The sequence below is a fragment of the Streptomyces sp. NPDC088387 genome (assembly GCF_044753385.1).
GTDB lineage: Bacteria > Actinomycetota > Actinomycetes > Streptomycetales > Streptomycetaceae > Streptomyces.
On record NZ_JBIVNC010000023.1, the window covers coordinates 67,878 to 90,391 of the forward strand.

Genomic DNA, 22,514 nt, shown 5'->3' on the forward strand with positions numbered 1-22,514 from the left:
TCAGCGGTCGACGGGGTCCGCCGCCGGCGCTACTGCGCGCCGAGGCCGGTGAGGGCGCCGACCGGGTCCAGGTCCGGGGTGCCGCGTGGCCACCAGTCGTCGGCGTCCGGTTCGGACTCGTAGGCGTACCACAACCCGTCGTGGCCGAGGCGGAGTTGGACGTGGCCGCGCGGGTGGGTGAGCCGGTTGCGCCAGGGGCGGAAGGCGGGCAGGTCGGCGGCGAGCAGCAGCGGACGGGCCCGGTCGAAGCGTCCGGCGGGCGGATCCCAGGGTTCCTCCAGCACGGCCAGCCCCTCGAACCCGCCCTGCCGCCATGCCGCCACCGCGCGGGCCAGCTCCGGCTGCGGACGCCCGGCGGCGGACGCCAGTGACGCGTACAGGGCACGGGTGCCGGCCGTGAGACCGGAACCGGGGCGGGCCGCCGCCAGCCGTACCGCGTCCTGCCACAGCGTCAGTTCGGCCACCGGGTCCCGGCCCGTGCTGAGCAGGGCGTGCGCGCGGGCCGCCGCGTCGGTCGCGAGCTGGTCCAGCGCGAAGGGGTCGGGGCCGCCGGGGGACGCCGGGTAGGCGGGCGGCTGCTCGGGGTGGGGCGGAATCGGCAACGGTGGTGGGAGCGGCGGGAGCCGGCGGTCGGCCACGGCGTCCGTCGCGCGTACGCCGGACAGCGGGGCCGGTTCGCGCTCCTGGGCGGCACGGGCCGCGCGGGCCGCGCTGCGGCGGGACAGCGCGTCGAGCAGCTCCCGCTCGCCGCGACCGCGCAGCAGAAGCAGCACAAACGGGTCGGCGTCGAGGAGACGGGCCGTCTGGTAGCACAGCGCCGCCGCGTGTTTGCAGGGGTGGGCCCGGTCGGGGCAGCTGCACTGCGGGTCGAGATCGCCGACGCCGGGCAGCAGCCGGACGGCACCGTCCGCCAGGGAGTGCGGCATCTCCTTGTCGAGCAGCGCCGCGATGTGGGCGGGGCGCTCGGCCGCCGCGTCCAGGAAACGGTCCCAGTCGGCGTCGTCCAGCGTCCGCACACGCACCTGCACGCGGTACGGACGCGGCCGGCTGCCCCGCACGTACGCCAGTACCAGCCCCGGCGTCACCGTGATCGCGTCGACGTGCCCCTGCTCGGCGTAACCGCGGCCGCGCGCCAGGCGCTTGACGTCCAGCGCGCCCTGTTCCAGCGCGGCGATCCAGGCGTTGCCCCACCAGGTCTCGGCGAACCCGGAGCCGCCGGCGGGTTCTTCGGTGCCCGGCTGTCGCGGCGGTAGTGGTTCGAAGGCCGGGAACGTGCGGCGGTGGTCGCTGTCGCGGCGGGGGGAGGCCATGGTGTGGCGGGTGTGGGGGGTTGTCCCGGTCTCGGTCCCGGTCTCGGTCTCGGTCCCGGTCTCCCGTGCGGGGGTGTGGTCGCTCGGGGGTTCGGCGACGGGTGCGGCTTCGGGGAGGGGCTCGTCGGGATGGGGTTCGTTGGGGTGGGGTTCGTCCGGGTGGGGAGCTTCGGGTGTCGGGGCGGGGGCGGGCGTCCCCGGTGTGTCCGACGACTCTGCCGGTTCCGGCGATTCCGGGGACTCCGGCGACTCCGGCGACTCCGGCATTGTGAAGGCGCCTGCCAGTAGGGCGCGTACGTCGCGGGCTCGGGCCTCGGCTCGACGAGCGCGGTCGGCGTCTTCCGTACCGGAGGCACGGTCCGTGGGTCCGCCCCGTCGGGCCGGACGGCGGGACGTGCCCGACCGGCGTTCGGCGTCGGAGCGCCGGGGCCCCGCGCTCGCCGTCGCCCCGCCTCCGGCCGCCCCGGGCTCCGCCCGCTCCTCCCGCGCCCGCGCCTCGCTCCGCGCCAGCCGCAACGCCTCCCGTACGGCTTCGGCGGGGCCGCGTGCGGGCCGCCCCTCGCCGGGCGTACCGCCGTCGGCCCGGCTGTCGCGCGTCGGCGCGGTGCTCTCGCCGGAGTCCCGGCCCTCGGGGCTGCCCCCGCCGGTGCCGGTTCCTCCGCCAGTGCCGGTCGTATCGACGGTTCCGCTCTGCTCCCGCGCGGCCCGCAGGGCACGACGGGCGGCGTCGGCGGGACGCGGGGTGTCGGCGGCACCGGGGCCTTCAGACGTGGGGGCCGGGTCGGCGGCGGCAGCGCGCTCCGCACCACCGGCCCCGTCGGACGGGCGAGCAGCGCCCACCATGGCGGCCCTCGCCGCCCGGCGCGCCGCATCGGCCGGTCGCTCTCCTCCCGGCGACCGGGCCTCGTCAGCGGCACCCGTCTCATCCACCACGTCCGCAGCGTCCGCAGCGTCGGTTGTGTCAGGTGCGTCGGTCAGCCCCGCCGCGTCGGCGTCCTGCGACCCCGCGTCACGGGATCCGGTTGCCTCCGGCTCCCTCGTCATGACTCCCTCCGCAGTGACACGAGGTCTGCGAGGTCGCGGTCCGTCAGTTCCGTGAGGGCCGCTTCGCCGGAGCCGAGGACGGCGTCGGCCAGGGCGCGTTTGGCCTGGAGCATCTCGGCGATACGGTCCTCCACCGTGCCCTCGGTGATGAGGCGGTGGACCTGGACGGGCTGGGTCTGGCCGATGCGGTAGGCACGGTCGGTGGCCTGTTCCTCGACGGCCGGGTTCCACCAGCGGTCGAAGTGCACGACGTGGCCGGCGCGGGTGAGGTTCAGGCCGGTCCCGGCCGCCTTGAGGGACAGGACCAGTACGGGCGTCGCGCCTTCCTGGAAGCGGTCGACCATCCGCTCCCGCTCGGCCACCGGTGTGCCGCCGTGCAGCAGTTCGACGGGGATCGCACGGGCGGCGAGGTGCGAGGTGATCAGGCGGGCCATGCCGACGTACTGCGTGAAGACCAGCGCCGAGCCGTCCTCGGAGAGGAGGGTGTCCAACAGCTCGTCCAGGAGGGCGAGTTTGCCGGAACGGGCCGACAGGCGGTCCGGGCTGATCTGTGCGGCGTGGTCCTCCTTGAGGTAGAGCGCCGGGTGGTCGCAGATCTGCTTGAGCGCGCCGAGCAGCTTGAGCACCAGACCCCGGCGGGCGATCCCCTGGGCGGTCTCGATCGCGAGCAGCGACTCGCGCACCACCGCCTCGTACAGCGAGGCCTGTTCGCGGGTGAGCGGCACCGGATGGTCGGTCTCCGTCTTGGGCGGCAGCTCGGGCACGATCCCGGGGTCGGACTTCTTGCGGCGCAGCAGGAAGGGCCGGACCAGGCGGGCGAGGCGCTCGACCGCCTCCCCGTTCTCGGCGTTCTCGCCGTTCTCAGCGTTCTCCACGGCACGCGCGTGCCGGGCGCGGAAGGACTTGAGGGGGCCGAGCAGGCCGGGGGTGGTCCAGTCGAGCAGGGCCCAGAGCTCGGAGAGGTTGTTCTCCACCGGGGTGCCGGTGAGGGCCACGCGCGCGGGGGTCGGGATGGTGCGCAGGGCCTTGGCGGTGGCCGAGTACGGGTTCTTCACGTGCTGGGCCTCGTCGGCGACGACCATGCCCCAGCGCTGCCCGGCGAGGGCCGTCGCGGCCGCGCGCATGGTGCCGTAGGTGGTGAGGACAAAACCGCCGGACAGGTCGTCGAGGGTGCGCTCGGTGCCGTGGAAGCGGCGGACGGGGACGCCGGGGGCGAAGCGCTGGATCTCCCGCTGCCAGTTGCCGAGCAGTGAGGCCGGGCAGACGACGAGGGTCGGCTCGGTGCGGGCCCGCCTGAGGTGCAGGGCGATGACGGTGACGGTCTTGCCGAGGCCCATGTCGTCGGCGAGGCAGCCGCCGAGGCCGAGGGTGGTCATCAGGTCGAGCCAGGCCAGACCCCGCAGTTGGTAGTCGCGCAGCGTGGCGGCGAGGCCCGGTGGGGGCTCGGCGGGGCGTACGCCGGTGGTGAGGCGGTCGCGCAGGGCGGCCAGGGCGCCGACCGGCACCGCCTCGACGGTCTCGCCGTCGACCTCCGCGCTGCCGGTGAGGGCGACGGACAGGGCGTCGACCGGGTCGAGCAGGCCCAGTTCGCGCTTGCGGGCCTTGCGGACGAGGGCGGGGTCGACCAGCACCCACTGGTCGCGCAGCCGTACGACCGGGCGGTGCGCCTCGGACAGCGCGTCCATCTCGGCCTCGGAGAGCGGGTCGCCGCCCAGCGCCAACTGCCAGCGGAACTGGAGCAGTTCCTCACTGTCGAAGAAGCCGGTGCCGTCGGTGGCCGAACCCGGCGCGGGCCGCACCACGGCCGCCGCGGTGAGGTCCTGGGCCAGGTCGCGCGGCCAGTGCACGGCGATGCCGGCCGCCGCGAGCCGGGTGGCGGCGACGCCGAGCAGGTCGCCCAGCTCGTCCTCGGACAGGGCCAGTACGTCGGGTGCGTCGCGTTCGGCGAGCCGCTCCAGTGGCGCCCACACGCGTGCCGCACGCCGGACCGCGAGAGCCGCGTCCACCCGCGCCCGGGGCCCGAACGCGGCGTCCGCGTCCCCCGACCAGAGCGCGGCCGCGTCGGCGACCAGCGTGGGGTCGGCCAGGCTGTGCACCTGGACGACGGCCGCTCCCGCGCCCCGCGCGCGGTCGCCGCCCGAGTGTCCGCCCTCCCCGCTGTCGAACAGGTCGTAAGCGGAGAGGTCGAGCCGCAGGGAGATGCGCACGCCCGCGTCCATCCCGGCGGCGACCTCGGCGGCCCAGTCCTGGGCGCCGGGCAGCCGCTGCGGTCGCAGGTCGGCGAAGGGCCTGCCCGACGCGTAGGGGGCCGCGGGGGTGCGGGGCAGGGTGTCGGCGACCGCGTCGAGGAAGGACCGCATCAGCGCCTCGGGCTCGGGCAGCCGGAGCGGGCCGGAACCCGGCAGCGGGACCGCGTGGCCCTCGTAGGGCAGGGCCGCGGCCACCGCGCGCAGGTGGGCGATGTCCTCCGGTGCGAGGGGGCCCGCGCGCCAGGCGTCGTGGCCGCTCGCGGTGAGGCCGGGCAGCAGCCGGCCGCGGGCGGCGAGGCGCAGGGCGTGCAGTGCGGCGGCGCCCCAGCAGGCGGTGGCGGGGTGGGCCGCTGGGTCGCGGCGGGCCCGCACGAGCAGCGGCAGCGCCTCACCGACCGACAGGGTCAGCGCGGACGCCTGCCGACGCCGTACGGAAGAGCCGTACGGCCGCACCACCGTCAACTCCACAATCCGCCGCCCCTGGTCCCCGGCCGCGCGCCCCCGGTCCTCGACCCGCCGATCCCGGTCCTCGGCCGGCCGATCTTGGTCCTCGACCTCCCGATCCCCCTCCGCGGTCGTGAGCGTGGGCGCGCCCGCGTCCCCGTCCCCCTCCGGGTCCCAGAACGCCAGGCGGCTCTCGCGTGGGAGTGGGGCGGGCAGGAAGACGGCGGCCAGGCGCAGCGGTACGTCGCTCATACGTCCTGTCACCTCCCGCCCGTCCGCCTGATCAGTCGTCCTCGACTCTACGGGCGGGGTCTGACACTCGTCCGCGGCGCAGGCGCCCGGCCTACGGGACCGTGCGTGACACCAGGTAGATGAACGGGTTGTTCGGGTCCGCCAGGCTCACCATCACGTCCTGCGACGGCCGCGGGTCCTTCTGGGTGTGCACCAGCCCGTACCAGGGCCCGGTGGCGTTGAAGTTCCAGCCGGTGACCATCTGGTCGCGTTCGCCGATCGTGAGCTTGTTGCGGAGCAGTTCCGTGCGGCTCGTGCCCATGTCCCGCAGGAACAGGTCGAGGTTCGCGTTCGGGGTCTGGAACTGGACGTAGAGGCGGCTGGTGCGCCAGTTGTTGGTCTCGTAGTAGGCGACCTTGCCCGCGGGGTGCGGGATCGGGACCTGATAGAGACGGCGCTGGACCTTGGAGGGCCAGCCCCAGGTCAGACCGCGTGCCGCGTACTTCTCCTCCTTCTTCTTGCCGCTGTCGCGGCTCTGGTTGGCGGAGATCACCAGATAGCCGGCCGGGATGCCGATGAGCAGCACGATGGTGAGCAGGGTGACGGCGCGGCGGCGGATCTTGTGGCGGCGGTCCTCGGCCGGGTGCTCGGGCGCGTCCGGGGAGGGCGCCTGGCGGGGCAGGGCGGCGGTCACATCGACTCCCCCGGCGTGCGGCGCGCCTCCGCGTACCGCTCGTAGCGCTCGTACCGCTCGACCCGGCGTCGCTTGGCGCGCCGGAAGCGGCGGGCGACCAGACGGGCGAGGTCCGCGGCGCCGACCATGCCGGCCTCGGGGCCGAGCTGGGCGCGGACGATGCGGGCCTCGGGGCGATAGCCGCGGCCGGTGAGGTGCCGTTTGAAGGCGTCCCGCGCGGGGCCGATCAGCAGGTCGTCGGCCGCGGAGACACCGCCGCCGATGACGAAGCAGGACGGGTCGAGGGCGGCGGCGAGGTTGGCGATGCCGACGCCGAGCCACTGGCCGATGTCCTGGAGCAGTTCGATGCACATGGCATCGCCCTCGCGGGCCAGCTCGGTGATCATCGGGCCGGTGATGTCGCCGATGCTGCCCTTGACGTGCTCGATGATCCCGTAGGCGACCGGCGAGTCGGCGGCGGCCAGCTCGCGGGCCTCCCTGACCAGGGCGTTGCCCGAGCTGTACTGCTCCCAGCAGCCGCGGTTGCCGCACGGGCAGCGGTGGCCGCCGGGCACGACCTGCATATGGCCGAACTCGCCCGCGACGCCGTACTTGCCGCGCTTGACCTGGCCGTCCTCCAGGATCGCGCCGCCGATGCCGGTGCCGAGCGTGATCATGACGAGGTGGTCCTCGTCGCGGCCCGCGCCGAAGCGCCACTCGGCCCAGGCGGCGGTGTTGGCGTCGTTGTCGACGAGCACCGGTACGACGAGCCGGCTGGCGAGGCGGTCCCTGAGGGGTTCGTTGCGCCAGGACAGGTGCGGGGCGAACAGGACGCGGTTGCGTTCGGCGTCGACCCAGCCGGCCGCGCCGATGCCGACCGCGTGCACGTCGTGCCGGTCGGACAGGTCGAGGACCAGCTCGACGATGGTGTCCTCGACGACACGCGGGCTCTTGGACTTGTCCGGCGTCTCCGCGCGGAGCTTCTCCAGGATGTTGCCGTCGGCGTCGACGACACCGGCCATCACCTTGGTGCCGCCGATGTCGATGCCGACGGTCGGGACCCGGGGCGCGGTCAGGTGCGAGCGGCGTTCCCGCGTGCCGACCGTTCTGAGTGCGGGTGCTCGTCTTGAACCGATCGGGGCGCTGGGGTTGGTCAGCGCCTTCGGGAAGGCGAGGTCGCGGTAGGTGCTCATCGAGGCCGATTCTGCCGCACGGGCACCTCCGCTGCCGAATGAGGAGCGCTGTCGCAGTATCCCGGCCCGCCCTGTGCGGGGTGTCGTGGCTCCGCGCGCCCGCGCGGAGCCACGTTTCGCGGTGTCGGGCGCCGCTATCGGCGCTCCAGTTCGTGGCGCAGGTCGTCCAGGTCGTTTCCGCCCGCCATCTGGCGTGTGAGTTCGTCCAGGGTGATGTCCTCACGCCGGTGGTTGCCGACCATCGTGCCGCGCTTGAGGAGGACGAAGCGGTCGCCCACGAGGTGGGCGTGGTGCGGGTTGTGGGTGATCAACACAACACCCAGACCCTGGTCGCGGGCGGCCGCCACATACTTCAGGACCACTCCCGACTGCTTCACCCCGAGGGCGGCGGTGGGCTCGTCGAGGACGAGGGCCCGGGCGCCGAAGTGGACCGCGCGGGCGATCGCCACGCACTGGCGCTCACCGCCGGAGAGGGTGCCGATGGGCTGGTCGACGTCGCGCAGGTCGATGCCCATGCGCAGCAGTTCCGCGTGGGTGGTGCGGCGCATGAGGTCGACGTCCATGCGCCGGAAGGGGGCGACGCCCTTGCGGGGCTCGGAGCCGAGGAAGAAGTTCCGCCACACCGGCATCAGCGGTACGACGGCGAGGTCCTGGTACACCGTGGCGATCCCGCGGTCCAGGGCCTCGCGCGGGGAGGCGAACCGGGTCTCCTCGCCCTCGATGCGCAGGCTGCCGCCGTCGTGCTGGTGCAGCCCCGAGATGATCTTGATCAGGGTGGACTTGCCGGCGCCGTTGTCGCCCAGCACGCAGGTGATCTCTCCGGCGCGTACCTCCAGGGAGACGCCTTCGAGGGCGCGGATGTTGCCGTAGTGCTTGCTGATGCCGGTCAGTTCCACGAGGGGCGTGGGCCGGGCCGTTGCGGTCATGTGGTGGCCTCCGCGCGCTTGCGGACCCAGGCGTTGAGCAGGGTCGCGAGGAGCAGCATCGCTCCGAGGAAGAACTTGAACCAGTCGGGGTTCCATTCGGCGAAGACGATGCCCTTGCTGGTCATGCCGAAGATGAAGGCGCCGACCGCCGAGCCGACGGCGCTGCCGTAGCCGCCGGTGATCAGACAGCCGCCGATGACGGCCGCGATGATGTAGATCAGCTCGTTGCCGACGCCCTCGCCGGACTGGACGACGTCGTACGAGAAGAGCAGGTGCTGGCCGGAGATCCAGGCGCCGAAGGCCACACCCATGTAGAGGCCGATCTTCGTCCGGCTCACCGGGACGCCCACCGCGCGGGCGGCCTCCTTGTTGCCGCCGACGGCGAAGATCCAGTTGCCGGTGCGGGTGCGGAGCAGGATCCAGGAGGCGACGGCGACCAGGCCGAACCACCACAGGATGGTGACCTTGAAGTCGACGCCGCCGAGGGTGAGGGTCGAGGCGAACAGGTTGTGGGCGCTCGGGAAGCCCTCCATGTCGGCGATCGACTTGGTGGAGACGGTGCCGCTGATCAGCTTGGTGAAGCCGAGGTTCATGCCGGTCAGCATCAGGAACGTGCCGAGCGTGATGATGAAGCTCGGCAGGTTGGTGCGGGTGAGCATAAAGCCGTTGAAGGCGCCGATGGCGAGGGTCGCGAGCAGGGACACGCCGACGCCGACCCAGACGTTCGCGGTCATCTGGAAGCTGAACATCGAGGAGATCAGCGCCGAGGACGTCACCATGACGCCCGCGGACAGGTCGAACTCGCCACCGATCATCAGCAGGGCGACCGGTACGGCCATGATGCCGATGGTCGACGACGCGTACAGGACGGTGCTGATGCTGGCGGCGCGCAGGAAGCTGTCGGCGACCAGGGCGAAGAAGACGAAGACCGCGACGGCGCCGACGACCGAGCCCAGTTCGGGGCGGCCGAGGAGCTTCCGCAGCGGAGAGGTCTGAAGAATCCTTTCGTCACCGAGTGTGCTCATCGAGTGCCCCGCCTGGTGTACTCCTCCAGCGCGGACGCCTGGTCCTTGGTGATGATCTGCGGGCCGGTGAGCACGGGCTTGCCGCCGCCGAGCACGTCGGCGTTGTAGCGGAACAGCCAGAGCAGGTCGACCGCCTCGTAGCCCTGGAGGTAGGGCTGCTGGTCGACGGCGAAGCCGAGGGTGCCGTCCTTGAGGCCGGCGGCCACCTTGGCGTTGAGGTCGAAGGTGTCGACCTCGGCGTCACTGCCGGCGCCCTGCCTGGCCTTGACCGCGGTGTCGGCGTAGGGGGCGCCCAGGGTGACGACCGCGTCGATGTCCTGGTCGGCCTGGAGCTTGGCCTCGATGGCGGACTGCACGTCCGGCATGCTCGTGCCGGTCACGTAGAGGTTCTGCACCTGGCCGTCGAAGGTCTCCTTGACGCCGGCGCAGCGCTGCTCGTGCCCGACGTTGCCCTGCTCGTGCAGGATGCACAGGGCCTTCTTCCTGCCCCGCCCGTTCAGCTCCTCGCCGACGGCCTGCCCGGCGACGGTCTCGTCCTGGCCGATGTGGGTGAGCGCGCCGAAGGCCTTGGACTCGGCCGACCCGGAGTTCACGGTGACGACCGGGATGCCGGCCTTCACCGCGCGGGCGACCGCGGCCTTCATCGCGTCGGGCTTGGCGAGGGTGACGATGATCCCGTCGACCTGCTTGTCGACGGCCGCGTCCACCAGCTGTGCCTGCTGCTGGGCCTCGTCGTCGTGCGAGTACAGGAAGTTGATGTTGTCCTTGCGGGCGGCTTCCTCGGCGCCGCTCTGGACGATGTCCCAGAAGGTGTCGCCGTCGCCCGAGTGGGTGACCATCGCGATGGTCCAGCGCGGGGTCGTCACCGCCAACTTCCCCCGCTCGGCGGCGGCCTTGCGGGCGTCCTCGGCGCGTTTGCCGCCGGTGCTGCTGCATCCCGCCAGGGACGCGCAGAGCGCCCCCGCCAATGCGATGCCTACCCAGGTCCGAAACCGTGCCACGAGGCCGTGCCCTTCTTGCCGTGTTCTGCGAACGCGAAAGGCCGGTCACCTCACCGGCCACAAACGCCCCAGTATCGAACACGGTGATCGTGCCCCCGGCGGCCGGGGACCGCGACTCGGTCACATTGTCCGGACATTGCGACCTCGTGCGGGCCCGCAAGCGGGGTACGGAAGCGGGCGTACGCGCCCTCAGGGCCGTACGAGCAGCTGGAACTCGAAGGAGTAGCGGGTCGGGCGGTAGGTGTGTGTGCCGTACTCCACCGCGCGGCCGGTGTCGTCGAAGGTGGTGCGCTGCATCGTGAGCAGCGGGGCGCCCTCGGCCTCGTCGAGCCGCTGTGCCTCGTCGGGCGTGGCGCCGCGGGCGCCGATGGACTGCCGGGCGCTGTGCAGGGTGATCCCCGCGGCCCGCATCAGCCGGTACAGGCCGGTGGCCTCCAGCTGGCCGGTGTCCAGGTCGAGCAGCCCGGGCGGCAGGAAGTTGCAGAGGTACGCCATCGGCTCGCCGTGCGCGAGGCGCAGCCGCTCGACGCGGTGCACGTCGCCGTCCTCGGGGACGCCGAGCGCGGCGGCCACCTCGGCGGAGGCCGGGACGACGGTGTTGACCAGGACCGTGGTCGCGGGGCGCTGGCCCGCCGCCTCCAGGTCGTCGTAGAGGCTGCTCAGCTCCAGCGGGCGCTTGACCTGGCTGTGCACGACCTGCGTGCCGACGCCTCGGCGGCGCACCAGCAGGCCCTTGTCGACGAGGGACTGGATGGCCTGGCGGACCGTGGGCCGGGACAGACCGAGGCGCGCGGCCAGCTCGATCTCGTTGCCCAGCAGGCTGCCGGGGGTGAGGTGGCCGTGCTCGATGGCGGCCTCCAGCTGCTGGGAGAGCTGGAAGTACAACGGCACCGGGGAGCTCCGGTCGACACTGAGGTCCAGCCGTACGGTCGGGTCCACATCTGGTTTCGGCACGGCCCGAGCGTAGCTCCGTGAATGGTTGACGGGAAGTTGTGTAGTTCGATTGTCCGGACATACGCATTGACAGCGGGGCCGGTGGGCCTCACTTTGATTCCATGCGCATCGGGGTCATCGGTACGGGCCGCATCGGCACGATTCATGCGAACACGCTCAGCCGACACCGGGAGGTGGGGTCCCTGATCCTCACGGACGCGGACGTCTCGCGGGCCCAGGAGCTGGCGAACCGGCTCGGCGAGACGGCGGCGCCCGGCGTGGACGAGATCTTCCGCTGGGGTGTGGACGCCGTGGTGATCACCACGGCCACTTCGGCGCACGCGGAGCTGATCGGCCGGGCGGCGCGCTCCGGGCTGCCCGTGTTCTGCGAGAAGCCCATCGCCCTGGACCTGCCGGGGACGCTGGCCGCGATCACCGAGGTGGAGACGGCCGGGACGGTGCTCCAGATGGGGTTCCAGCGGCGGTTCGACACCGGGTACACGGGGGCGCGCGAGGCCGTGCGGTCCGGTCGGCTGGGCCGGCTGCACACCGTACGGGCGCTCACCTCCGACCAGGCGCCGCCGCCCGCCGCGTATCTGCCGCTGTCCGGCGGGCTGTACCGGGACACGCTGATCCACGACTTCGACATGCTGCGCTGGGTGACCGGGCGCGAGGTCCTCGACGCGTACGCCGCCGGGTCGGACCACGGGCCGCCGATGTTCCGCGAGGCCGGTGACATCGACACGGCGGCGGCCGTGCTCACCCTCGACGACGGCACCCTCGCGACGGCGACCGCGACCCGGCTGAACGGCGCCGGGTACGACGTCCGTATGGAGCTGGCCGGCGAGCTGGACCAGATCGCCGTGGGCCTGGACGACCGGACACCCATCGCGTCCACCGAACCGACGGGCCCACCGGCCGCCAGCAAGCCGTGGACCACCTTCCAGGAGCGCTTCGGACCGGCCTACGAGGCCGAGCTGGCGGCGTTCATCGAGGTGGTGCGCGGCGAGCGCGCCAACCCGTGCGACGGCCGCGAGGCCCTCCAGGCCCTGCGTATCGCCGAGGCCTGCGACCGCTCCCGCCGCGAGCACCGCCCGGTAAGGCTGGCGGAGATCCTCGGCGGCCCCGAGCCGGTCTGACCCCGGCGTCCGGGGTCGGTCGGAGCGGGGGCGGTCGGAGCGGGGGCGCGCTCAGGGGCCGCCGCGGCGGTCCCGGCGGTCGGGTCCGGTCGTCTCCTCCGTGCCGTCCGCCTCGTCGAGGAGTCCGGCGTCGTAGGCGAGCAGCGCGATCTGCACCCGGTTGTTGAGGCCGAGCTTGGCGAGCACGCGGGAGACGTGGGTCTTGACGGTGGCGACGCTCATGAACAGCCCGCCGGCGATCTCGGCGTTGGACAGGCCCCGGCCGACAGCGACGGCGACCTCCCGCTCACGGTCGTTGAGGGTGGCGATCCGCTCCCGCGCACGTGCCCGGCGGTCGTCGCCCGCGGTGCCGGCCGCGTGTTCCATGAGCTGGCGGGTGACGGCCGGGGAGAGCACCGGGTCGCCGGCCGCGACCCGGCGTACGGCGTCGAGGATCTCGGCGGGCGGGGTGTCCTTGAGGACGAATCCGGCGGCGCCCGCGCGCAGGGCGCGCAGCACCTGTTCGTCCGCGTGGAAGGTGGTCAGGACCACCACCTGGGGGGCGTCCTCGCGGGCCCGCAGCCGCCCGGTCGCGGTGAGACCGTCCATCGTCGGCATCCGGATGTCCATGAGCACCACGTCCGGTCGCACCCGGTCGACGAGCGCCTCGACCTCGGCACCGTCGGCCGCCTCGCCGACGATCTCGATTCCGGCGGCGCCGCCCAGCATGAACGACAGTCCCGCGCGGACGAGCGGGTCGTCGTCGACGAGGATCAGTCTGATCGCAGTCATGGCCCTTACGTAATCACGGTTGGGCGGCACCACCCGCACGGTTGGTCCCCGGTAAGGGTGGAACAGGCCCAAGAAGACGCGCGGAAAGGGGTGTTGGGGTGGGTTGCGGGGCCGGCGGGGAGGCCGGGTGCGGGCGTCGGGCGGTACGGCGGCTGGTCGGGCCGGCGGGCCGTCACCGCGGGCCGCCGTCGCCCCGCGCGGAGGCGTCCTTCGGTACGGGGTCCCCGCGCCGTACGGAATCCCCGTCCCGTCCGGAGTCCCCGCGCCGAACGGAATCCCCGTCCCGCGCGGAGTCCCCCTCCCGCGCCGAGTCCCCCTCCCGCGCGGAGCCGTCGTCCCGTGCGGAGTCCTCGTCCCGTACCGGCCACGGCAGCCACGCCCGTACCTCGAAGCCGGCCTCGGCGGTGGGGCCGTGCTCCAGCCGGCCGCCGGCCAGCGTGGCCCGTTCGGTCAGCCCGATGAGTCCCTGCCCGGAGCCGGGCACGTGCGGTACGTCGCCCTCGGGGGCGGGGTTGCGGATCCCGACGGTGAGCCCGTCGCCCGGGGCGCCGGTGACGGTCACGGTGACCTCGGTGCCGGGGGCGTGCTTGCGGGCGTTGGTCAGGCCCTCCTGGGCGATGCGGAACGCGGTACGGCCCACGGACGCCGGCACGGTGCCGGGGTCGGTGACCCGCTGGTCGAGGTGGACCTTCATCCCGGCCTCGCGCGACTCGGCGACGAGCGCGTCCAGCGCGGCCAGGGTCGGCTGCGGACGGCCCCCCTCGTCCCCCTCCCCGGCCCGCAGTACGCCGATGATCTCCCGCAGGTCCTGCAACGCCTCGTGGGCGCTCTCCCGGATCACGCCGGCGGCGCGGGCGATCTCCGCACGGGGCGCGTCGGGCCGGAACTCCAGCGCGCCCGCGTGCACGCTCAGCAGCGTCAGACGGTGTGCGAGGACGTCGTGCATCTCGCGTGCGATGGCCTCACGGGCGAGCCGCTGGGCGCGTTCGGCACGCAGCTGCGCCTCGGTCTCGGCGCGTTGCGCGCGGTCGCGCAGGCTCAGCATGAGCTGCCGCTTGGAGCGGGCGAGCATGCCCCAGCCGGTGACACCGACGGTGGTCAAAACCGAGAGGCCGACGACCACCCCGTAGGGCAGGTCGGCGTCGGGGCGGTACCAGTAGAAGAACGGGATCTGCGTGAGGTAGAGCCCGCCGAGCCAGGCCACGTACCGGAACGGTCGGTGCACGGCGACGGTGAACAGGGCGACGGCGCTCGCGCCGCCCGAGGTGCTGGAGACGACACTGACCACCAGCAGGGCGACGGCGAGCCCGACCGGCCAGCGGCGGCGCAGCCAGATCGCGCCGCAGGCCAGCGCGCCGATGAGCTGGTCGATGCCGGCCATCGTCTCCGAGATGTCGCGGGCGCCCATGCTGTCCGCGTCCACGGCGCCGATGGACACCGCCAGCAGGAAGAGGGCGAAGTCCACGAACCAGTCCCGCGCGGTACGGCGGGGACGCCCGGACCGGCCCGAGCGCGGGGCGTCCGGATCCAGCTCGCTCACGACGGCGGACGGCAGCTGCCACCGGCGTCGCGCGAACGTGTACGCCGGAGTCGTCTGCGTCGTTTCCTGACCCTTCACGGTCGACAAATCTACGCAGTGCCGGGGCCCGGGACCCTTCCGCGCGGGCGATCGGCTACCAAAGTCGCGGCACGCGCGACCTTCGTTGTGCCGAGTAGTCACAAAGGACGACTTCCGTCGGCCGATCTCCGCCCCGGCGGCCGATGTGCGGGCGGTGGCCGCTCCGGCAGCATCGGAGCCATGAAGGAGCTTATGGAGATTCTCGGATTCCTCGCCCTGGTGCAGGGCGTACTGGGACTGGTGCACCGGTTCACCGACTGGGACTGGGGGTTGGTGCAGTCGCTCGACTTCCTCAACGGCTACGAGATCTTCGCGAGCGTGGTGCTGATCGTGCTGGCCGTGGTCCTGTTCGCCGCCGCGGAGAGCCGCAAGACCCGCTGAACGGTGTCCACCTTCTGAAGTGATGGCACCAGGGGCCGGAAACGACCGATCGTCCGACCGATCCACCGAGGCGCCAGGCCAGGGCCCTGTGGACCTCTGATCCAACTCGCCCCTCCTCAGGGCGCTTTGAAGTCTTGAAGACATCGGCACTCCTCGACGCACCAATGCCGACGAGAACTATTGACAACGCCATGACAGCTGCTTCACTCCCGAAGCAGAACCCGGGTCCGCTCATCCACCACTCCCCGAGGAGGAGTGCCGTGTTACGCAGCTCATCCCGTTCCGGCCTGCCGGCCGTGCTCGCGGCGTTCGCCCTGGTCGTCACCGCGCTGTTCGCGGCGTCGGTGCCGGCCAGCGCGGACCGCTCGGCCACGGCGGACGCCGAGGTCGTCCGTGTCGCGGAGTTCCTGGCCGAGTGCCCCTACAGCCACCGTCTTCCGGACGATCCGATCGTCGCCCCCGGACTGCCCGGCGGGTCCCACATGCACAGCTTCTTCGGCAGCCGCGTCACCAACGCCCATACGACGGTGACGGATCTGCTCGGTTCTTCAAGCACCTGCAACCCGGTCCAGGACACCTCGTCGTACTGGGTGCCGACGATGTACCGCAACAACGTGCCGGTCGAGCCCACCGGCACCACCTTCTACTACCTCGGTGAAGGCGTGAACGACGCCGTCATCCAGCGCATCCAGCCCTTCCCGCTGGGACTGCGGATCGTGGCCGGCAACGCCAGGTCGACCGGCGTCAACGACCCGACCTCCATCGCCCGTTGGTCCTGTCTGCACCACGGCGAGGTCAATCCGTCCAAGGACTTCGTGAACTGCCCGGCCGGCTCGATGCTGGAGTCCTACCTCGACTTCCCGCAGTGCTGGAACGGCAGGGATCTCGACTCCGCCGACCACAAGAGCCACATGGCCTACCCGGTGGCCGGGGCGTGCCCCGCCACTCACCCCGTACCCGTCCCGAAGCTCCGTCAGGTGCTGCGCTACCCCGTGTCGGGCAGCACGGCCGGGCTGCGTCTGGCGTCCGGCGCCGGATACACGATGCACGGGGACTTCTTCAACGCGTGGCCCACGGCCGAGCTGGCCCGCAGGGTCACGAACTGCATCAACGTCATCGTCAAGTGCGGGGCCGACGGCAACCCGTCCTGACGGGTCCCTCTCCGAGGCAGGTGAACCGGCATGGCAGGTCCCGCGGCGGGTGCGGGCCGGGCAGGCGGGCCACGGCTCGTCGTGGCGCTGCTGTGTGTGCTGTTGACCGTGTCCGGGTGTGCCGGCTCGCCGTCGCGGGCCGGCACGCCCCCGCGGACGGCCGGCACCACCGGCTCCCCCGCGGACACCTCCAGCCCGGCGGCCACGGCCACCGGCACGTTCAGCACCACGGACATCGCGTGGCTCCAGCTACTGATCGCCATGGACGACCAGAACGGGCTCGTCCTCGGCCTGGTGCCGCGGCGCGGCGGCGATCCCGCGCTCAAGACCTGGGCCGCCGGTGTGGCCCGCGACAACCGCGCCCAGCTGAGCACCCTCCGGGAGCTCCTCGCCCAGGCCGGGGTGCCGGACAGCAATCCGCACGAGGGTCATGACATGCCGGGGATGGTCACCGGCGACGAACTGCGGGCGCTGGAGGACGCGAGCGGCGCGCCGTTCGACCGGCTGCTGCGCGCCGCACTGCGCGATCATCTCGGTCATGCCGAGCATCTGTCGCGCGCGGAGCGGGCGAACGGGTCCGACACGCGCGTGACGGGGTTCGCGGCCACCGTGCGGGACGCCGCCGTGGAACACCGCGACCGGATGCCCGGGTGAGGCCGGCGGGCGGCCCGGGCGGCCTCCCACGGCTCGTGCTCCAGGCTCCCGTACGGGCGGTTCGGTGTCTTTTGTGGTGCGGATCGGTCCGCGGCCTCCGGGAACGCTCCGCCCGGCCGCCGCGGGGAGTAGCGTGAACGCATCGGGAGCACTTCGCGCACCGGCCCCGATGCCGGTGTCGTTCCCGGCGAGTGACGACATCGGGCCGCCGTGGCCACACGCGCGTCCGGAGACAGGTTCGCATCATGACCGCGACCAGCCCTCATCCCCGGCTTCGGACGGTCCCGTTCAGGGCCCCGACCGCTCGCCTCGCCCTGCGATCCGACCTTCCCGCCCAAGGGCCCGCCCAGGGGCTCACCGAGCTGCACGGCGCCTGGTGGCCCGCCTCGCGTGACCTGACGGACGAGCTGGCCGCCCTCGCGGACGTGCTGGATCCGCTGTCGGGCCGGATCACCCGGGTCGCCGTCAATCCCCGCAACTGGCCGATCCTCCCGCCCAGGATCTTCGTCAACGGCCATGTGGTGAAGGTCGGTTGGTTCACCTCGGAGCTGGATCCGCACCAGATCCTGGTGATGTCCGCGACCGCCGGCCGCTGGAACCTGCTGGTGGTGCCGCCGGAGAGCGACGCGCCCTCGGCCGCCCGGCTGATGGCCGCCGCGACCGGCCCGGCCGCCGCGGGGGCGACCGCGAGCGCGCTGGTGACGACGGAGTGGGCGCGCCACGGAGAGCCGGAGGCGGGCGACCGGAGCGACGCCGCCCATCCCCCGTACGGAGCGCACGGACTCGTCCGGGTCCAGCAGAGCCGTGCGGGGAGGTGACCGCGGTGATCACTGCGCTGGCCGTCAGTGTTCTGCTGATCGTGACCGTTGCCGGGACACGGGTGGTCCGCCGGATCGAGGCGGCCGCCCGGCGCGACCGCACGCCGGCCGGCGAGTCGCCTCAGCCGTGACCGGTGGCCGGTCGCGCGGTCACCTGACGGGTGGCCCGTCGGGCGGTCGTTCTCATCGCACACCGTCCGCCGCGGCCGCCATCAGTGGTTCCGCGGCGTCCTCGGTGGTGTCCGGCGGTACGACCAGCAGGTCCCAGCGTCCCCGGCCGGGGGCGAGCAGCAGGATGGTGTGCGGTGCCGATGCCGCACGGGTTCTGTGCAGCCGTACCTCCTGGTTGGCGACGAGGATCCGGCCGGGCGTCACGGACCAGAGCGAGTCGTTGACGGTGACGCCGGTGATGTGGCCCCACGCGCGCGGCAGACCGGCGAGCAGCCGGGGTAGCTCCGCGAGCAGGTCGTACGAGCGGGGCCACCAGGCCCCGTCGATGGCGCGGGGCATGCCCGCGTGGGGGGCGAGACGCAGCCGCAGCAGCGGGTGCGAGGGAAGCGGGGGTTGCAGTGCCGTGGTCATGAAGCTCCTGCCGGCTGCTGTGCGCGGATGGGTGGTTGACGTCAGGCCCGGCGGTCGGCGACCCGGGCCGGTGTCGGCCAGCGCACGTCGTCGACCCAGCCGAGGCGTTCGAGGAGACGGATGACGCCGGCGGAGGGGTCGATCTGGCCGCGGTCGACGCCGTGGCGGGCGGAGGTGGGATCGGAGTGATGGAGGTTGTGCCAGCTCTCGCCGAAGGACAGCAGGGCCAGCGGCCACAGGTTGGTCGCCCGGTCGTGCCGGCGGGTCCGGAAGGGCCGGTCGCCGATCATGTGGCAGAGCGAGTTCACACTCCACGTCACGTGGTGGAGGAGCGCTATGCGGACAAATCCCGCCCAGAGCAGGGCGGTTGCGCCGTGCACCCAGGTCCCGCCGATGGCCCAGCCCGCGCCGAGGGGCAGCGCCAGGGTGAGCAGGCACAGGAGCGGGAAGGCGCGGGAGACGGCCCGGATGTCGGGGTCGGCGAGCAGGTCGGGCGCGTAACGCTCGGGCGGTGTGGGGTCGTTGCGGAAGAGCCAGCCGACGTGCGCGTGCAGCATGCCGCGCAGTTGCCCGCGCAGATGGGTGCCGTAGCGGTACGGGGAGTGCGGGTCGCCGGGCCGGTCGGTGAACGCGTGGTGGCGGCGGTGAGTGGCGACCCAGCCGATGACGTCACCCTGGAAGCTCATCGAACCGGCCACCGCGAGCGCGACACGTACGGGACGGACCGCGCGGTAGCCGCCGTGGGTGAGTCCGCGGTGGAAGCCGACCGTGATGCCGAGACCGGTGAGTACGTACATGACCAGGGCCAGGACGACGTCGGCGGGGTGGATGAGGCTCCCCCACAGCAGCCATCCGGCGAGTCCGAGCGCGACGAACGGCAGTACGACGATCACCGCGGTCACCGTCACGTACAGCCGGTCCCCGCTGTCGCGCGGGGGCGCCGGTTCGCCGGCCGGGAAGGGCGACGTCCCGTCGTAACCCTGGGGACGCGGCGGTTTCTCCGCCGGTGTGGCCGTCGGCGGCGCGGAGGCACGGGTGGGCATGGGGAACTCCTTGACCTGGTTGCGGATGGCGCGGTGGGGTCACGGACTGCCCCTGAGAGGACCACGGCGTGGTGCGAGAGCGGGAACGCCCGGGCGGACTCGCGCGCACCCGGGACGTGGTCTGAAGCCGGTCCGAAGCCGGCATATGGAGGGTCCTCGTCCCCTCCACCGTACTCCGGGCCGCGTAACAGCCCTCGACGGCCGGAATGTCGTCACGTTGACACGGGTGGACGACGGACGTTGACTGGCGGTACGGCTCAGCGCCACGCCGCTGCGGTGATTCCTTACGACGCACAGGAGAGCGGCACCTGATGATGTACGACCAGACACGCGCCCGGCAGCCCGCGGACCAGCCCCGCGGCAGCAGCGGACGCCGCCCCTCCGGCCCCGAACCGCTGGTCCCTGTGGACGAGCGGGACAAGATCCTCAAGCGGCTCGGCCGGGCCCTCAACACGTTCCCCGACACCCCGCGCGAGGCGCTGGAGGAGGCCGAGGCGGCGTTCGACGAGGCCACGGCTCAGCTGGTGGCTGCGCTTGCCGAGCAGCGGCGAGTGTTGCACGAGAGCTGGCAGGAGCAGGGGGCGCAGACGCATGCCGTCGAGCCGCATCTCGCGTTGCGGCAGTACCGGGAGATCACTCAGCGGCTGCTGCGGCTCTGAGGGGTTCGCCCCCGCCGCCCCTTCCCGTCCCGTTCCTGGGGGCTGTGCCCCCAGTGCCCCCAGACCCCCCTTCGGCCCCTGAAGGGCCTTGTCCTCGCGCGCCGGACGGGCTGCGGGACCGTCCGGCGTTCGAAGGAGTCGCGCTCAGCCGTTCAACTCCTGGTGGCGGGACGTCAGTTCCGTGCTGCCTGCCTGGGTCAGGTCGCCGTGGAGGCGGAGGCGGGAGATGCCGCCGTCCGGATAGATGTCCACGCGCGCGTGGGTGCCCACGGCCGGGGTGTCCAGGACGAAGCGGTGGTTGGTGTCGGGCTGGAGGCGGGTGCGCGGGAGGATTTCGCGCCATTCGCCGTTCTCGCCGTCCTTCACGGACACCGACGCCCAGCCGGCGCTGTTGCCCTTCAGATACGCGGTGTCGATCTCGATCGCGCGGATCCGCGACTGGGCGGCGAGACGGTAGCCGATCCAGTCGTTGCCCCGGTCGCGGCGGCGGCGGGTCTCCCAGCCGTCGTCCATCTTGCGGGAGCGGCCCGGCTGGATGGTGTTGGTGGCCGGGGAGTAGAAGAGGTCGGAGGCGTCCTGCACCTGGCCGCCGTTCTCCAGTGCCACGACGTCGAAGGTGCCGAGCGCGGCCAGCCATGCGGGGTCGGGGAGCACCTCGCCGTGCACCCGCAGGCGGGCGATGCCGCCGTCGGGGTGCTGGTTGACGCGGAGGTGGGTGAACCGCTGTTCCACCGCCACCGCGAACCCGTTCGCCGCGTGCCCGCCGATCGCTGTGCGCGGAACGAGCGTTGTCCACTTCACGTCGTCGGCGAGGAGCTCCTCCGGGGACGGGGAGCCGGGCAGCGAGGTGGCCTCGACCGACACCGCCTGCGGGTAGTTGCCGCGGAAGTGGGCGGTGTCGACGACGATGCCGCGGATCACACCGGGCGCGCCGAGCCGGACGAGCGCCCAGTCGTGGTCCTCTGCGGTCGGCCACGGGTGCCCGGCCGAGGCGCCACGGCGGCGGCGGGTCTCCCAGCCGTCCATGATCTTGCCCTTGTGCCCGAAGTGCTCGGGGTCGAACTCGGCGCGTCCGGGCACCAGGAGGTTCTCGCGCTGGGCGAAGAACTCGTCGTTGGCGGCGACGACCCCGGCGCCGAGCCGGCGGTCGGCGAGGTTGGCGTACTGGGTGAAGGGGAGGTCGGCGGTGCGGTAGTCCGCGTACGGGTCACCGCCTCCGTAGGGGCTCGCGTCGCCGGTGAAAGTCGCCTCCGAGGATGGTTGCTGGGCCGTCACAGTGATCAGTTCTGCCTTTCCGGGCTCGGTGGGTGGGATTCAGTGGGTCCGGGTGAGGAGTCGCCCCCTGGGTTCGGTGAACTCGCCGTCCGAGACGATGCGTTGGCCGCGCAGCCAGGTGGACTTCACCACGCCGTACAGGGTGCGTCCGGCGTAGGCGGTGACCCGGTTGCGGTGCTGGAGGGCGGCGGGGTCGACGGTGAAGGTCTCGTCGGGGGCGAGGACCGCGAAGTCGGCGTCGCGGCCGGGTTCGACGGCACCCTTGGCGTCCAGGCCGACGAGGGCGGCCGTACGCGTGGACATCCAGCGGACGACGTCCTCCAGGCCGTGGCCGCGTTCGCGGGCCGCGGTCCAGACGGCGGGCAGGCTCAGCTGGAGGCCGGAGATGCCGCCCCAGGCCGTGGCGAAGTCGTCCGTCTTGAGGTCGGCCGTGGACGGGGAGTGGTCCGTGACCACGCAGTCGATGGTGCCGTCGGCCAGCGCCTGCCAGAGCAGGTCCTGGTTGGCGGCCTCGCGGATCGGCGGGCAGCACTTGAACTCGCTGGCCCCGTCCGGCACTTCCTCCGCCGTCAGGGTCAGGTAGTGCGGGCAGGTCTCCACGGTGAGGCGGACACCCGCGGCGCGTGCGGCGGCGATCAGCGGCAGCGCGTCGGACGACGACAGGTGCAGTACGTGTACGCGCGCGTTGAGCCGCTTCGCCTGCTCGACGAGGGTGGCGATCGCGGTGTCCTCGGCGTCGCGCGGGCGGCTGGCGAGGAAGTCGGCGTACTTGGGACCGCCGTGCTGGGGTGCCGAGGCGAGGTGGTGCGGGTCCTCGGCGTGCACGATGAGCAGTCCGCCGAACCCGGCGATCTCCGCCATGGACCGGGCGAGCCGGTCCTGGTCCAGGTGCGGGAACTCGTCCACGCCGGACGGCGAGAGGAACGCCTTGAAGCCGAAGACCCCGGCCTCGTGCAGCGGACGCAGGTCCTTCACGTTGCCGGGCAGCGCGCCGCCCCAGAAGCCGACGTCGATATGGGCCTTGTCGGCGGCCACCCGCTGCTTCACCCGCAGGTTGTCGACCGTGGTGGTCGGCGGGAGGGAGTTGAGCGGCATGTCGACGAGGGTCGTGATGCCGCCGGCCGCCGCCGCGCGGGTGGCGGTCCAGAAGCCCTCCCACTCGGTGCGGCCCGGGTCGTTGACGTGCACGTGGGTGTCGACGAGGCCGGGCAGCAGGACGTGGTCGCCGAGATCCTCGACGCGGTCCGCCGTGACGGGGGCGTCGTACGGGAGTACGGCCGTGATCCTGCCGGCCGCGACCGTGACGGACGCGGCGCGCGTCCCCTCGGGTGTGATGACGCGCGTCGAGCGCAGCACCAGTTCAGCGTCGGACACCCGGACCCCTCTCTGCCGCG

At 72.9% G+C, this 22,514-nt stretch carries 21 protein-coding genes; 7 read left to right on the forward strand and 14 right to left on the reverse strand.

The window, feature by feature from the left end; translation table 11 throughout:
- Positions 1–29: 29 nt before the first annotated feature.
- The 8 genes from ACIQAC_RS38575 to ACIQAC_RS38610 all read right to left on the reverse strand — a co-directional run bounded on the left by ACIQAC_RS38575 (position 30) and on the right by ACIQAC_RS38610 (position 11,035).
- Positions 30–2,153, reverse strand: coding sequence for an SWIM zinc finger family protein (locus ACIQAC_RS38575; protein ID WP_402199973.1), 2,124 nt, complete (start codon positions 2,151–2,153; stop codon positions 30–32).
- Between the two features lie 197 nt (positions 2,154–2,350).
- Positions 2,351–5,299 carry a DEAD/DEAH box helicase gene (locus ACIQAC_RS38580; RefSeq protein ID WP_402199975.1) on the reverse strand — a complete coding sequence of 983 codons (2,949 nt, stop codon included), beginning with the start codon at positions 5,297–5,299 and terminating at the stop codon, positions 2,351–2,353.
- Positions 5,300–5,390: 91 nt separating this feature from the next.
- Positions 5,391–5,972: a sugar kinase gene (locus tag ACIQAC_RS38585; protein ID WP_402199977.1), complete on the reverse strand. Its 582-nt coding sequence runs from the start codon at positions 5,970–5,972 to the stop codon at positions 5,391–5,393.
- Complete coding sequence (locus ACIQAC_RS38590) at positions 5,969–7,144, reverse strand: ROK family glucokinase (protein WP_402199978.1); 1,176 nt, start codon at positions 7,142–7,144, stop codon at positions 5,969–5,971. The genes ACIQAC_RS38585 and ACIQAC_RS38590 overlap by 4 nt, the downstream gene beginning before the upstream one ends.
- 134 nt (positions 7,145–7,278) lie before the next feature.
- Positions 7,279–8,070, reverse strand: coding sequence for an ATP-binding cassette domain-containing protein (locus ACIQAC_RS38595; protein ID WP_402199981.1), 792 nt, complete (start codon positions 8,068–8,070; stop codon positions 7,279–7,281).
- A complete protein-coding gene (locus ACIQAC_RS38600; RefSeq protein ID WP_402199982.1) occupies positions 8,067–9,095 on the reverse strand; it encodes an ABC transporter permease in 1,029 nt (342 codons plus the stop codon). Before ACIQAC_RS38600 ends, ACIQAC_RS38595 begins: the two co-directional genes overlap by 4 nt.
- Positions 9,092–10,096 carry a sugar ABC transporter substrate-binding protein gene (locus ACIQAC_RS38605; RefSeq protein ID WP_402199985.1) on the reverse strand — a complete coding sequence of 335 codons (1,005 nt, stop codon included), beginning with the start codon at positions 10,094–10,096 and terminating at the stop codon, positions 9,092–9,094. The genes ACIQAC_RS38600 and ACIQAC_RS38605 overlap by 4 nt, the downstream gene beginning before the upstream one ends.
- A 189-nt stretch (positions 10,097–10,285) precedes the next feature.
- The gene (locus tag ACIQAC_RS38610) at positions 10,286–11,035 is read right to left on the reverse strand and encodes a GntR family transcriptional regulator (RefSeq protein WP_402200035.1); all 750 of its coding nucleotides are present in this window, start codon (positions 11,033–11,035) and stop codon (positions 10,286–10,288) included.
- A gap of 116 nt (positions 11,036–11,151) precedes the next feature.
- Here ACIQAC_RS38610 and ACIQAC_RS38615 point away from each other — a divergent pair, with 116 nt between their 5' ends.
- Complete coding sequence (locus tag ACIQAC_RS38615) at positions 11,152–12,168, forward strand: Gfo/Idh/MocA family oxidoreductase (protein ID WP_402199987.1); 1,017 nt, start codon at positions 11,152–11,154, stop codon at positions 12,166–12,168.
- Positions 12,169–12,219: 51 nt separating this feature from the next.
- Here ACIQAC_RS38615 and ACIQAC_RS38620 read toward each other — a convergent pair whose 3' ends face one another.
- A complete protein-coding gene (locus ACIQAC_RS38620; RefSeq protein WP_402199989.1) occupies positions 12,220–12,939 on the reverse strand; it encodes a response regulator in 720 nt (239 codons plus the stop codon).
- A gap of 172 nt (positions 12,940–13,111) precedes the next feature.
- Positions 13,112–14,566 (reverse strand): sensor histidine kinase, encoded by a 1,455-nt coding sequence (locus ACIQAC_RS38625; RefSeq protein ID WP_402199990.1) that lies wholly within the window; start codon positions 14,564–14,566, stop codon positions 13,112–13,114.
- 171 nt (positions 14,567–14,737) lie between these two features.
- Between ACIQAC_RS38625 and ACIQAC_RS38630 the strand changes: the two genes are divergently transcribed.
- The 5 genes from ACIQAC_RS38630 to ACIQAC_RS38650 all read left to right on the forward strand — a co-directional run bounded on the left by ACIQAC_RS38630 (position 14,738) and on the right by ACIQAC_RS38650 (position 17,692).
- Complete coding sequence (locus ACIQAC_RS38630; protein WP_402199992.1) at positions 14,738–14,938, forward strand: hypothetical protein; 201 nt, start codon at positions 14,738–14,740, stop codon at positions 14,936–14,938.
- A gap of 260 nt (positions 14,939–15,198) precedes the next feature.
- The gene (locus ACIQAC_RS38635; protein WP_402199993.1) at positions 15,199–16,089 is read left to right on the forward strand and encodes a DUF1996 domain-containing protein; all 891 of its coding nucleotides are present in this window, start codon (positions 15,199–15,201) and stop codon (positions 16,087–16,089) included.
- Between the two features lie 30 nt (positions 16,090–16,119).
- The gene (locus tag ACIQAC_RS38640; protein ID WP_402199996.1) at positions 16,120–16,743 is read left to right on the forward strand and encodes a DUF305 domain-containing protein; all 624 of its coding nucleotides are present in this window, start codon (positions 16,120–16,122) and stop codon (positions 16,741–16,743) included.
- Between the two features lie 245 nt (positions 16,744–16,988).
- Positions 16,989–17,561 (forward strand): DUF5994 family protein, encoded by a 573-nt coding sequence (locus ACIQAC_RS38645; RefSeq protein WP_402199998.1) that lies wholly within the window; start codon positions 16,989–16,991, stop codon positions 17,559–17,561.
- 5 nt (positions 17,562–17,566) lie between these two features.
- Positions 17,567–17,692 (forward strand): hypothetical protein, encoded by a 126-nt coding sequence (locus tag ACIQAC_RS38650; protein ID WP_402200000.1) that lies wholly within the window; start codon positions 17,567–17,569, stop codon positions 17,690–17,692.
- A 52-nt stretch (positions 17,693–17,744) separates the two neighbouring features.
- Here the strand turns inward: ACIQAC_RS38650 and ACIQAC_RS38655 are convergent, their stop codons facing one another.
- Positions 17,745–18,143 carry a DUF5994 family protein gene (locus ACIQAC_RS38655; protein ID WP_402200002.1) on the reverse strand — a complete coding sequence of 133 codons (399 nt, stop codon included), beginning with the start codon at positions 18,141–18,143 and terminating at the stop codon, positions 17,745–17,747.
- A gap of 41 nt (positions 18,144–18,184) precedes the next feature.
- A complete protein-coding gene (locus ACIQAC_RS38660) occupies positions 18,185–19,186 on the reverse strand; it encodes an acyl-CoA desaturase (RefSeq protein WP_402200004.1) in 1,002 nt (333 codons plus the stop codon).
- Between the two features lie 311 nt (positions 19,187–19,497).
- On the opposite strand from ACIQAC_RS38660, the gene ACIQAC_RS38665 reads away from it, so the two are divergent.
- Positions 19,498–19,845 carry a hypothetical protein gene (locus ACIQAC_RS38665; RefSeq protein WP_402200007.1) on the forward strand — a complete coding sequence of 116 codons (348 nt, stop codon included), beginning with the start codon at positions 19,498–19,500 and terminating at the stop codon, positions 19,843–19,845.
- Positions 19,846–19,989: 144 nt separating this feature from the next.
- Here the strand turns inward: ACIQAC_RS38665 and alc are convergent, their stop codons facing one another.
- Together alc and allB are read right to left on the reverse strand one after the other, a co-directional pair.
- On the reverse strand, positions 19,990–21,120 hold the full coding sequence (gene alc, locus ACIQAC_RS38670; RefSeq protein ID WP_402200010.1) for an allantoicase: 1,131 nt from the start codon (positions 21,118–21,120) through the stop codon (positions 19,990–19,992).
- Positions 21,121–21,159: 39 nt separating this feature from the next.
- On the reverse strand, positions 21,160–22,494 hold the full coding sequence (gene allB / locus ACIQAC_RS38675; RefSeq protein WP_402200012.1) for an allantoinase AllB: 1,335 nt from the start codon (positions 22,492–22,494) through the stop codon (positions 21,160–21,162).
- Between the last annotated feature and the right edge of the window lie 20 nt (positions 22,495–22,514).